The sequence below is a fragment of the Motilibacter rhizosphaerae genome (assembly GCF_004216915.1).
Taxonomy (GTDB): Bacteria; Actinomycetota; Actinomycetes; order Motilibacterales; family Motilibacteraceae; genus Motilibacter; species Motilibacter rhizosphaerae.
The window spans coordinates 644633-656798 of the sequence record NZ_SGXD01000003.1 but is presented as its reverse complement, the minus strand read 5'-3'; the positions used below and the strand labels follow the sequence as shown (position 1 = coordinate 656798).

8 protein-coding genes are annotated in these 12166 nt (G+C 74.3%); 4 read left to right on the top strand and 4 right to left on the bottom strand.

Annotation, left to right across the window (positions count from 1 at the left end; translation table 11 throughout):
- Positions 1-4: 4 nt before the first annotated feature.
- Positions 5-3982 (bottom strand): Ig-like domain-containing protein, encoded by a 3978-nt coding sequence (locus EV189_RS13865; protein ID WP_130493516.1) that lies wholly within the window; start codon positions 3980-3982, stop codon positions 5-7.
- 179 nt (positions 3983-4161) lie between these two features.
- Positions 4162-6327 carry a beta-glucosidase family protein gene (locus tag EV189_RS13860; RefSeq protein ID WP_130493515.1) on the bottom strand — a complete coding sequence of 722 codons (2166 nt, stop codon included), beginning with the start codon at positions 6325-6327 and terminating at the stop codon, positions 4162-4164.
- A 96-nt stretch (positions 6328-6423) separates the two neighbouring features.
- On the opposite strand from EV189_RS13860, the gene EV189_RS13855 reads away from it, so the two are divergent.
- Both EV189_RS13855 and EV189_RS13850 read left to right on the top strand, forming a co-directional pair.
- Positions 6424-7014 carry a TetR/AcrR family transcriptional regulator gene (locus EV189_RS13855; protein WP_130493514.1) on the top strand — a complete coding sequence of 197 codons (591 nt, stop codon included), beginning with the start codon at positions 6424-6426 and terminating at the stop codon, positions 7012-7014.
- Positions 7015-7056: 42 nt separating this feature from the next.
- Complete coding sequence (locus EV189_RS13850; RefSeq protein WP_165400301.1) at positions 7057-8259, top strand: glycosyltransferase family 4 protein; 1203 nt, start codon at positions 7057-7059, stop codon at positions 8257-8259.
- Here EV189_RS13850 and rfbD read toward each other — a convergent pair.
- Together rfbD and rfbB are read right to left on the bottom strand one after the other, a co-directional pair.
- Positions 8235-9116, bottom strand: a complete 882-nt coding sequence (rfbD, locus tag EV189_RS13845; protein WP_231116377.1) for a dTDP-4-dehydrorhamnose reductase — start codon at positions 9114-9116, stop codon at positions 8235-8237. The genes EV189_RS13850 and rfbD overlap by 25 nt on opposite strands.
- Before the next feature lie 4 nt (positions 9117-9120).
- Positions 9121-10110 carry a dTDP-glucose 4,6-dehydratase gene (gene rfbB, locus EV189_RS13840; RefSeq protein ID WP_130493512.1) on the bottom strand — a complete coding sequence of 330 codons (990 nt, stop codon included), beginning with the start codon at positions 10108-10110 and terminating at the stop codon, positions 9121-9123.
- Between the two features lie 193 nt (positions 10111-10303).
- On the opposite strand from rfbB, the gene rfbA reads away from it, so the two are divergent.
- Entirely contained in the window at positions 10304-11188 is an 885-nt protein-coding gene (rfbA, locus tag EV189_RS13835) for a glucose-1-phosphate thymidylyltransferase RfbA (protein ID WP_130493511.1), read from the top strand.
- A 27-nt stretch (positions 11189-11215) separates the two neighbouring features.
- The gene (gene rfbC, locus EV189_RS13830; protein WP_130493510.1) at positions 11216-11818 is read left to right on the top strand and encodes a dTDP-4-dehydrorhamnose 3,5-epimerase; all 603 of its coding nucleotides are present in this window, start codon (positions 11216-11218) and stop codon (positions 11816-11818) included.
- The last annotated feature ends 348 nt before the right edge of the window (positions 11819-12166 follow it).

Sequence of the window (12166 nt, the reverse complement as noted above, 5' to 3'; positions counted from 1 at the left end):
GGCCTCAGTAGTCGAGCGCGATGTCCGTGCGCCTGTTGTAGGCCATGCCGGCCGGCGTGGTGTTCGTCGCCTTCGGCGCGCTCTCGCCCGTGGTGACCGCGATGTGCGACACGTCGCGCCCCCGCAGCAGGTACGCGCACACCGCCGCCGCCCGCCGCTGGCCCAGGTGCGTGTTGTACGTGTCGGTGTTGCGCGAGTCCGTCGACCCGACGCACCGCACGCTCGTCACGCCGTCGAGCTGCGTGCGGAGCCGGTCGAGGTAGTGCCGGTCCGCCGGGGAGATCGCCCAGCTGTCGGTCGCGAAGAAGACCGGCCGCACCGCGACGACGTGCTTGGCGACCACCCTCGTGACAGCGCGCGCCGCTAGCGCGGGCCCGCCGTCGCGCGGGGTGACGGACGTCGCGATCACCAGCGGCTGTCCTCCCGGCTGCGCGGCCAGGGTGCGCCCCAGCGGGGTCAGCTGCACCGGCACGGTGACCGCCTGCGCGGCAGCGGCCGCTGGCAGCGCGACGGAGCCGCTCCCGACGACGACCTGGCGTCCCGACACCGTGGTGCGCAGGACGACGGAGCAGCGGGCGATCTGCGCGTCGGAGACGCTGCACTGCACCGGGACCGTGCCGCCTCCGGCGACGGCCGTCAGCACGCGCAGCCTCGGCGCGCTGGTGGCCGCGCGCGGCGAGGGCTGCTGCGGCGCAGCCGGTCCGGCGCCACCAGTGGGCGGCGCGGGAGCCGGGGCCGGAGCCGCGGGACCCGCGGGTGCCACGGGTGCCGCTGGTGCCGCGGGTGCCGCCGTGACGGTGGGCACGTAGGTCGCGTCGAGCGCCTGGCCGTACGCGTCCACCACGCGGAAGCCCACGCCGCCTGCGGTCCCCACGAAGCCGGCGGCGGGGACGAAGCTGATCGTGCCGGTCCCGGGATCGAGCAGGTAGGTGCCCTCGCCCGGCCGCTCGACCCGGCTGACGGTGGTCCCCGCCGCGTCGAGCAGGGCCACCGAGCCGCCCGAGGGCACGGGCACCGTCCGGGTCTGCGTCGCGGTGCCCGTGCCGGTGGACGCGAGCGGGGCGGCGGGCGCGGGGGCCGGCGCCTGCACAGTGACGGCGACGGTGCTCGCGGTCCGTGAGCCCGCGGCGTCCGCCGCGTCGTAGCCGAAGGTGTCGGTGCCGGCGAAGCCCGGAGCCGCGGCGTACGCGACCCGGCCGGAGGCGAGCACCGTGGTGGTGCCGTGCGCCGGCGGGGTGAGGATGCGCACCGTCGTCGGGTCGAGCGTGCCGGCGTCGTTGCCGAGCACGGCGACCTCCACCGGCGCGGTGCCGGTGGTGGTGGCGGTGTCCGCGACGGCGACCGGCGTCACCGTGACCGTGACGGTGCCCACGGCCACCCCGCCGTGCCCGTCGCCGATCGTGTAGGTGAAGGCGTCCGTGCCGGACCAGCCGGGCTGCGGCGCGTACGTCACGACGCCACTGGTGAGCGTAGGGGTGCCGTGCGCGGCGGGCGCGACCGACGTGACCGACAGGGCCCAGCCCGAGGGGTCGGTGTCGTTGGCGAGCACCGGGACCGTGACCGGGGCGCCGGCGGGCGTGCGCACGTCGTCCGGCGCGGTTCCCGGGGCGCCGGGGGCGGCGCTCACGACGATCGTGAGCGGCGCGGTGGCGAGCCCGCCCGTGCGGCCGTCGTCGACGCTGAGCGTGGCGACGTACGTGCCGGCGAGGGTGGCGGTGCCGGTGAAGGTCCCGTCGGAGCCGAGCGCGAGGCCGGCCGGCAGGGGTCCGGTCGCCGAGAAGGTGAGCGGGTCGCCGTCCGCGTCGGTCGCGGTGACGGCGCCGGGGGTGCCGTGCAGCGCGATGGTCTGCGTGGTGCCGCCGGTGACGACCGGGGTGGCGTTCCACCGCGCGTACAGCGTCGTGCTGGCGACCGGCGTGAAGCTCGAGCCGACGGCGCGGGCCGTGCCCGGACCGGAGGGCGTGGTGCTCCAGCCGGTGAAGACCGAGCCGGTGCGGCTCAGCGGCGCCCCGGAGCGGATGGTGGTCGCCGACCCGACGTCCACGGTGTCGCTGGTGACGCTGCCGGTGCCGCCGTTGGCCGAGTAGGCCACGGTGACCTGCTGGACCCACTGGGCGTAGAGCGTCGCGTCGGCGGCCACGGCGTACGTGCTGCCGGCGGCGTACGCCGTGCCCGTGCCGGCCGCGGCGGTGTTCCAGCCGGCGAAGCGGTACCCCGCACGGCCCAGTCCGGTGCCGGCAGCGACGGGAGTCGAGCCGCCCGCGGAGAAGGTGCCGGAGGCCACAGAACCCGTGCCGCCGTTGGCCGAGTAGGTCACCGTCCAGGTCGTCGCGGTGACCGCGAACGAGCGGCTGACGGGGGTCGCCGCCGTCCGGGTCGCGTCCCCGGCCTGCGAGGCCTGCACCGTGCAGGTACCGGCCGCGTCGGCGCTGATGGCCTGCGCGCTGGTCGAGCACACCGCGGGGGTCAGCGAGGTCAGGGTGACCGGCAGGCCGGACGACGCCGTGGCGCCGGAGGCGAAGAGGAGCGGGCCGGTGGTGAGGACCTTGTCGGTCGGCTGGGTGAAGGTCACCGTCTGCGCGACGGGGGCGACGACCTGGAAGGACCGCGTGACGGGGACGGCGGTGGCGTACGACGCGCTGCCGGCCTGGTCCGCCTGCACCGTGCAGGTCCCGGTGGCGATCGTCGTGATGGTGCTGCCGCTGGCGGTGCAGATCCCGTTGGTGCTGCTGGTCAGCGTGACCGGCAGGCCCGAGCTGGCCACCGCGCCGGAGGCGAAGGCGCGGCCCGTCGCCGTCGAGGGCGGCGCGGCGAAGGTGATCGCTTGGCCCTGTGCAGCGATGCCGACCGTCAGCGTCGTCCCGCCGGCGCTGTCGGCGAGGCCGTCGTTGACGACGAAGCCGACGGGCCCCACGCTCGCGGCCGCTCCCGGGGAGAAGCGGAGCAGGCCGGCGTCGACGTCCTCGCTGGAGACGAGCTGTCCCGCCGTCACGGGCTGCCAGGTGCCGCTCCCGTCGTACTGGAAGGTGCCGTTGGCCGGCAGGGTCGGGATCCGGACGCCCGCCATCGGGTTGCCGTCGGCGTCCGCGTAGGTGCCGAAAGCGCTGCGGGGCAGCACGGTCGGCGTCCCCGACTGCACCCAGTAGGTCGAGCTGGTGGTCGTCGGCGCGACGTTGTACGGGTTGGCGGTCCGCGTGGGCGTCGTCACCCCGGTCCAGTCGGCGGGCGAGAAGAGCAGGCCGAAGTAGTTGGTGGACGAGGTCGCGGTCGCGCCCACGCTGATGCTGACCTGCTGCAGGCGGTCGAAGTCGACCTCGACCTGGTCCTGCGGGATCGCGCTGGAGTTGCTGGTGTCCGAGGTGAGGAACCGCACGCGCTGGCCGCCCTGCGCGGTCGGTGCGGTGATCTTCCCGCCGTTCCCGGCGGACATCATCGTGTAGTCCTGGAACCCGGTGAAGTCGGTGAACTGCAGGCCGGATCCCGACGAGTCGAGGTCGATCGACGTGACCGCGACGTTGCGCAGCACGACGGGCGTGCCCGAGCCGGGGAGGGTGTACGTGCCGGCCGCGTAGAACGCGAACGTGAACTGCGCCGTGCCGTTCGTGCCGCTCGTGGAGATGTCGGCCTGGAACGGCGCGGCAGCCGTCGACGCGGAGCCGGGAGCGTCGTAGCTGGTCGTGGTGTTCAGGAACGCCGCCCCCGACAGGGTGGTCGTGACGACCGCGTCGATGGCCGGCTTGCCTGCGGGGCCGACGTTCTTGTAGACGACGACGTCGCCGTTGGCCTTGCCGTTGCCGACGACGTCGGTGAACTTGCCCGCGCTGTGGTCGAACGTCAGCGGCGCGTACGCGAGGTCGACGGTGGTGGCGGCGCTGGCGGTCGCGGCCGTCCCGACCACGACCACGGCGGACAGGGTCCCGACGGCCAGGGCAGCCGCGACGGCGGAGGAGGCGGCACGACGGGCGAGGGAAGCAGAGGGCACGCGCAGGGCTCCAGTCCACCGGGCCGCCGCGGTGGAGCCCGCGGAGGTCACGTCGGACCGCTTCGGCCCGGGTGGGCGCGCCCTGAGCCGGCGGTGGTGGATCGGGACCTTCGGGCCACCCGGCCGGCGGTGCGGGAGCCGGCGGGACCGGGTCGGAGGTCCCGGTCCCGCCGCTCCTGCTAGGCCAGCTGGAGCTGCGCCTCGACGCGCCCGGGGTCCCCGGCGTACGCCGCGGCCTCGACGGTCACGGCTCCGGACGGGACCACGAGCGCGTGCTGCTGCGCGTCCCAGCGGGCGAGCGGCCGCAGCGAGGCGGTCACCTGCACGGAGGCGGAACCGCCTGCTGGCACGGCGATCGGGGCGAACCCGAGCAGGGCCCGCTCGCCCGCGCGGTCGCCGTCCTGGCGCACGCCGTAGACCTGGACGACGTGCCGGCCGTCCCGGTCGCCGGTGTTGGTGACGGTCACCGCGACGGCGAGGCTCTCGGGGCCGGTGCGCTCGGCCGAGGCCTCCGACAGCGAGAAGCTGCTGTAGGACAGGCCGAACCCGAGCGGGTACGCCGCCTCCACGCCCAGCTTGTCGAGCAGCTTCTGCCCGTGCCAGCGGTCGTAGACCGCGGTCGTGGCGTCGCGGTCGAAGGCCGGCAGGTGCTCCTCGCTCGTGGGGATGGAGAACGGCAGGCGGCCGCTGGGATCCACGGTGCCGAGCAGCACGTCGGCGAGGGCGTGGCCGCCCTCCATGCCGGCGTACCACGCCATGACGATGCCGGGAACGGACTCCCGCCACCCCTCGATGACCACGGCGCCGGCGGCGACGACCGCCACGACCGTACGCGGGTTGGCCTGCGCCACCGCGCGGATGATCTCCTCGTCGACCGGGCGCAGGGTGAGCCGCGCGCGGTCCCCGCCGGGGCCCTGCAGCGGCTTGGTCTCCCCCGTGCCGAAGAGGGTGTCGAGCGCGTCGGGGTCGTCGCTCGGCGGGTAGAGCGCGACGAGCTCGGGGGCGCGGAACGCGGTGGGGTCGATGAACTCGCCCTCGTCGTCGGCGGTGTAGCCCGCCACGACGATCGCGACGTCCGCCTGCGCCGCAGCCGCCGCAGCGGCGGCCGGGTCGTCCGCGTCGACGTGCACGACCTCGGCGTCGGGCAGGGCGGCACGCAGGCCCGCGAGCGCCGTGACGACCTCGGGGGCACGGACGTCGGACGAGCCGTGGTCGCCGGTGTTCGCCTGGTCGGCGAGGCGGCCGATGACCGCGACGCGGCGCAGGCTCGAGGCGTCGAGCGGCAGGACCGGAGCACCGTCGACGGACTCGTTGCGCAGCAGCACCATCGCCCGCGCAGCGGTCTCCCGTGCGAGCGCGCGGTGCTCGGCGGACGCGACGACGGAGGCGTCGGGCTCGGCCTCGGTCAGGGACGCGGCGTGGCGCAGCTGGGTCGCGAGGATGCGGACGCCGGAGCGGCGTACGTCGTCCCAGCTGGCGCGCCCCTCCTCGATGTCCTTCGCCAGGTGCTCGCCGCGCTGCTGGCGCAGCGGCTCCTCGACGTCGAGCCCGGCCCGCAGGGACTTCGCAGCGTCGCGCAGGCCCCAGATGAAGTCCGAGACGACCACGCCGGAGAAGTCCCAGTAGTCGCGCAGGACCGTCGTCAGCAGCGTCTCGTTCTGGCCGGCCCACTCGCCGTTGACCGAGTTGTACGCGCTCATCAGCGCGTCCGCGCCCTCCTCGACCACACGGTGGAAGTGCGGCAGGTAGACCTCGTGCAGCGTCTCCTCGTCGATCTGCACGTCGACGGTGAAGCGCGCGTTCTCCATGGAGTTGAGTGCGTAGTGCTTGGCGCAGGCCATGAGGTGCTGGCGGACGCCGCGGACCAGGGCCGCGCCCATCTCGCCGAGGATCACGGGGTCCTCGCCGTACGTCTCCTGCGCGCGGCCCCACGCGGGGTGGCGGGGCAGGTTGATGCAGACGCCGGCGAAGAAGTTGGCGCCCTGCGCCCGGCCCTCGGCGCCGATGACCGCGCCGACGCGCTCCTCGAGCTCGGGGTCCCAGGTCGCGCCGCGCGCCATCGACACCGGGAACGCCGTCGAGCTGCCCATGACGATCCCGCGCGGGCCGTCCGTGAAGCGCAGGCCGGGGATGCCGAGGCGGGGGACTGCACCGTGGACGTAGGGGCGCAGGTTGTAGCCGTTGTGGAACATGTCGAGCATGCCCGGCCAGAAGTCCTCGTCCCCGTCGAGCAGGTCGAGCCGCTCGGCGTCGGTGAGCTCGGCGTAGAGGCCGGCGGCGGCCTCCTCCGGGCTGGTCCCGCCGCGCACAGCCTCGAGCGCTGCGGAGAAGTCCGTCCCTGCCACTGCGTCCTCCCTTATCTACTGTCTTGTAGGTAGCGAAGGCTAGGCTGCCGGGACGCGGGAGCACAAGCGCCGCCGTCCACCACCGAGGAGGAGCCCGTGCCGGGTCTGCGCCGACGGCTGCCCCCGGACCAGCGGCGGGCGGAGATCGTCGCCGTCGCCCGCCGGCTCATCGCCGAGCGCGGCTTCCGCGGCGTCACGGTGCAGCAGGTGGCCGAGGCGGCCGGCATGACCGTGGCGGGCCTGCTCCACCACGTCGGCGACAAGGACGGCATCCTGCTCGCCGTCCTCTCCGACCGCGACGCCGTCGACCTCGAGAGCGTGGCGCGCCAGGTCGCCCTCCCGCCGGGTACGCCCGGGCGCGGCCGCGCGCTTCTCGACGCCGTCGTCGAGCGCAACGCCGGGCAGCCGGAGATCGTCCGGCTCTACACCGTGCTCGACGCCGAGGCCCTGGCGCCCGAGCACCCGGCCCACGCGTACTTCGTCGAGCGCGACCGGCAGGCCCGGGAGACGTTCGCCGACTGGCTCGCGGGCGAGGTGCCCGACCCCGACGCCGCGGCGGTGCAGGTGCTGGCGGCGATGGACGGGCTGCAGCTGCAGTGGCTGCGCGCCCCGGAGGAGTTCGACCTGCGTGCCGCCTGGCGGACCGCGGCTGACGCGCTGCTGGGGGCGGCGGCAGCGGGCGCGTGAGCCCGGCGTCCACCCGCGCGGGCCCGGGTAGCGTTGCGCGGCGTGGGAGAGGGCCGGGTGCAGGGAGCCGTCGGGGTCGCCTGCTCGCAGGACCCGTCAGACCCTTCGAGCTTCTCGGGCACCCCGAGCGGCATCCTCGCCGGCCTGCGTGCGCTGGGCGTCGACGGCCGGCCTGTCGCCGCGACGCTCCCCACGAGGTCCCAGCAGGGCCTCGAAGCCGCCCTCGCCGCGCTCGCGCTGAGGCCCGCGCAGCTGGGGCGCCCGCTCCGGGACGCGTACCGGGAGAACCAGTCGCGGCTCGTCGCGAGCCGTCCGCTCGAAGCCGCTCGCAACCTCCTGGCGGCCCGGGCCGCGCGCCGGTCCGGGGCGGGCGCCTTCATCCAGTTCGGCACGGACTTCCGACTGCCGGCGGGATCGGCGTACGTGACGTACGACGACCAGACGGTGGTCCAGGCGCTGCGGTCGGGGCAGTACCCCTGGGCCCGGGCGCTCTCCGCCGAGGAGCGCGTCCGCGTGGTCGAGCGCCAACGGCAGGTCTTCGCCGGTGCCATCGCGTGCTGCGTCGGCTCGGAGTGGGCCGCCCGCAGCGTCTGCGCGGACTACGGGATCCCCACCGACCGGGTACGCGTCGTCGGCTTCGGTGCGCGCGACCTCCAGGCGCCGGTGGGTGAGCGGGACTGGTCGCGCCCGCGCTTCCTCTTCGTCGGCAGGGACTGGACGCGCAAGAACGGCGACCGCGTGATGCGCGCCTTCGCGGAGCTGCGCAGGCGCGTCCCGGCCGCGACGCTCGACCTCGTCGGGGAGCACCCCCCGGTCGAGGCCCCCGGAGTGACGGGGCACGGCGTGCTCGCGCTGGGCGATCCCGCCGACCAGACCGTCCTGGCCGCCCTCTACGCGCGCGCGACCTGCCTCGTCGTCCCCTCGCTCCACGAGCCGGCCGGCATCGTCTACGTCGAGGCGGCTGCGGCCGGCGTCGGCTCCATCGGCACGACGTCTGGAGGGGCGGCCGACCTCGTCGGGGAGGGGGGCCGAGTGGTGGACCCCGAGGACGACGCCGCGCTGCTCACAGCCATGACCCGGTTCGCGGACCCGGCGACCGCGAGGGCCTTCGGGGAGCGCGCGCACGCGGGTGCGGCGTCGTCCACGTGGACCGCCGTCGCCGGGAGGCTCCTCGCCGCCCTGGGCGGCGTCACCGCCGCCGCGCCCCCCGCTGCAGCGAGTCAGACGGACACGACCGGCACCTGACGCGCGTGGGCGGCAGCCCAGCCGGCCAGCGCCTCCCGCCAGTCCCGCAGCGGCTCCAGCCCGGCCGTGGCCCACGCACCGTGCCCGAGCACGCTGTACGCCGGCCGCTTGGCCGGCCGCACGAACTTCTCGCTCGTCGTGGGCAGGACGCGCTCGGGGTCGTGGCCGAGCAGCGCGAACGTCTCCCGCGCCAGGCCGTACCACGTCGTCTCGCCGCTGCTGGTCCCGTGGTAGGTCCCGGCCGGGGCGTCGGCGAGGCCGAGGGCGACGAGCTGCTCGGCCAGGTCGTGCGACCAGGTCGGCTGGCCGCGCTGGTCGTCCACCACGTCGACCGTGCCGTCGGGCCCGCGCTCGGCCGCGAGCCGTGCCATCGTGCCGACGAAGCTCTTCCCGTGGACGGCGTAGAGCCAGGCGGTGCGGACGACGAAGCCGCCCGCCGGGTGCAGGTGGCGGACCGCCTCCTCTCCCACGAGCTTCGAGCGGCCGTACGCGTTGATCGGCGCCGTCGGCGCGTCCTCGGCGTACGGCGTGGTGCCGTCGCCCGCGAAGACGTAGTCCGTGGACGGGTGCAGCAGGCGCGCCCCGCTCCGCGCGGCGGCGACGGCGAGTGTGGCGACCGCGGTTCCGTTGAGCTCGGTCGCGGCCGCCTCCGCAGTCTCGGCGCCGTCGACGTCGGTCCACGCGGCGCAGTTCACGACCACGTCCGCGCCCTCGACGGCCGCAGCCACGGCACCGGCGTGCAGGAGGTCGAGGTCGGCGCGGGTCCGCGCGTCGACGTGCTCGCCGCGGGCGCGCAGCACCGACACGACGTCACGCCCGAGCATGCCCCCCGCGCCGGTCACCAGCCAGGTGGCCACGGCGTCAGCCGCCGAGGGCGGCGCGCTGCTTGAGCGGCTCCCACCAGGAGCGGTTGTCCCGGTACCACGCCACCGTGTCCGCCAGGCCCTTGTCGAACTCGACCTGGGGCTCGTAGCCGAGCTCGGCGTGGATCTTGCTGATGTCGACGGAGTAGCGGCGGTCGTGGCCCTTGCGGTCCTCGACCGGCACGACGCGCGACCAGTCGGCGCCGACCGAGGCGAGCAGGCGCTCGGTCAGCTCGCGGTTGGTGAGCTCGGTGCCGCCGCCGATGTTGTAGACCTCGCCGCCGCGGCCCTTGCCGAGGACCAGCGAGATGCCGCGGCAGTGGTCGTCGACGTGCAGCCAGTCGCGCACGTTGAGCCCGTCGCCGTAGAGCGGCACGGTCAGCCCGTCGAGCAGGTTGGTCACGAACAGCGGGATGACCTTCTCGGGGAACTGGTGCGGCCCGTAGTTGTTGCTGCAGCGGGTGATCGTGACGTCGAGGCCGTGCGTGCGGGCGTAGGCCCGGGCGAGCAGGTCCGAGGACGCCTTCGACGCGGAGTACGGCGAGTTCGGCTCGAGCGCGTGCGTCTCCGGCCAGGAGCCCTCGGGGATCGAGCCGTAGACCTCGTCGGTGGAGACGTGCACGAACTTCGCCAGGCGGTGGCGCAGCGCCGCCTCGAGCAGCGTCTGGGTGCCGAGCACGTTGGTGACGACGAACTCCGCCGCGCCCGTGATCGAGCGGTCCACGTGGGACTCCGCCGCGAAGTGCACGACGGCGTCGGACTGGCCCACCAGGCCGTCGACGAGGTCGACGTCGTTGATGTCGCCCTGCACGAACTCGAGCTCGGGCGTGCTGTCCACGTCGGGGAGGTTGGTGAGCGTCCCCGCGTAGGTCAGCTTGTCGAGCACGGTGATCCGGGCTCCGGACAGGCCGGGGTAGCCCCCGGCGAGGGCGGTGCGCACGAAGTGCGAGCCGATGAAGCCGGCTCCTCCGGTGACGAGCAGGCGCATGGTCGGTGGCCTTCCGGTCGAGGGACGATGAACGGGTGGTCGCCCCCTCGCGAGCCCACGACCAGACTACCGAGGATCCGCCCCACGGGAATCCCCCTGCGCCCGCGCCTGAGCGCGCGCAGCGCTCGAGCAGCGCTCGTGCAGGGCTCGAGGGGACTCCCCGTCGTCATGATCGCCCGATAGCCTGCGGGCCATGAGAGGCATCATCCTGGCCGGCGGCAGCGGCACCCGGCTGCACCCGATCACCCGCGGGATCAGCAAGCAGCTCATGCCCGTCTACGACAAGCCGATGATCTACTACCCCCTCACGACCCTGCTGCAGGCGGGGATCCGCGAGGTGCTGATCATCACGACGCCGCAGGACTCCGAGTCCTTCCAGCGCCTCCTCGGAGACGGCTCGGCGCTCGGCATCCGGATCGAGTACGCCGTGCAGCCCCGCCCGGAAGGCCTCGCGCAGGCCTTCGTCATCGGGGCCGACTTCATCGGCGCCGAGAAGGTCGCGCTCGTGCTGGGCGACAACATCTTCTACGGCGTCGGGCTCGATGAGCAGCTCAAGGGCTGCACGGACGTCGAGGGCGGCCGCATCTTCGCCTACCACGTGGCGGGGCCGCGCGCGTACGGCGTCGTGGAGTTCGCCGAGGACGGCAAGGTGGTCTCCATCGAGGAGAAGCCCGAGGTGCCGCGGTCCAACTACGCCGTGCCCGGCATCTACTTCTACGACAACCAGGTCGTGGAGATCGCCGCCGGGCTGCAGCCGAGCGCCCGCGGGGAGCTGGAGATCACCGCGGTCAACGGGGAGTACCTCGAGCGGGGCGAGCTGACGGTCACCGTGCTCCCGCGCGGCACGGCCTGGCTCGACACCGGTACCTTCGACACGATGGTGCAGGCCGCGGAGTTCGTCCGCGTGATCGAGCACCGGCAGGGCCAGAAGATCGGCTGCATCGAAGAAGCTGCCTGGCGCGAGGGCTGGATCGACGACGACCAGCTCCGCCGCATCGCAGAGCCGCTGAGGAAGTCGGGCTACGGCGACTACCTCTTCGGCCTGCTCGACGGGACGACAGCGCCCGCAGCGGAGTAGCCGCGCGGGGACCAGGGAGGGGACGACGTGAAGGTCCGGCAGCTGGGCATCGAGGGCGCGTACGAGGTGGCGCCCGCCGTCTTCGGGGATGCCAGGGGCGTCTTCCTCGAGTGGTTCAAGCAGGAGGTCTTCGAGGCGGCGGTGGGTCGACCGCTGGACCTCAAGCAGGCCAACTGCTCCGTCTCCTCGCGCGGCGTGCTGCGGGGCATCCACTTCGCCGATGTGCCTCCTGGCCAGGCGAAGTACGTCACCTGCCTGTCCGGCGCGGTCCTGGACGTGGTCGTCGACATCCGCGTCGGCTCCCCGTCCTTCGGCACGTGGGAGTCGGTGCTCCTCGACGACGCCGACCGCCGCGCCGTCTTCCTCAGTGAGGGGCTGGGCCACGCCTTCGTCGCGCTGACCGACGGTGCCGTGGTCAGCTACCTCTGCTCGGAGGGGTACGCGCCGGCCCGCGAGCACGGCATCTCCCCGCTGGACGAGCAGCTGGCCGTCGAGTGGCCCGTCGGGCGCGAGGAGCTCGAGCTCTCCGCCAAGGACCTCGCGGCACCGACGCTCGCGGAGGCCCAGCGCGACGGGCTCCTCCCGTCGTACGACGCCTGCCGCGCGTTCGTCGCAGGACTCGCCCGCTGACGCCGTCACACTGCGTGGGGTGCGGGCGCTGGTGCGGCTCCTGGACCAGCGCGGGACCACGCCTGGTGTGAACGCAGCGTGAAGATCGTGGTGCGCCGCTTCCCTCGGACGGCCCACGTCGGGCAGGATGGGTGTCACGCAGGATGCACGGCAGGTATCAGCCTGTTGTGCTCTTAGCACCCCAAGCAGTAGATTGTGGCCCATACCGGGTGGGGTCGACGAAGTCCGACCATCCCGTCGTGAGGCCGGTCCTTCGATGCCGAGGGGCCACACGCGCAGCGCTGCGCTCCGGGGACCGTGCGTGCCGGGGTCCCCTTCCAACTGGTTGAGTCGCTCCGCGCCGTCAGC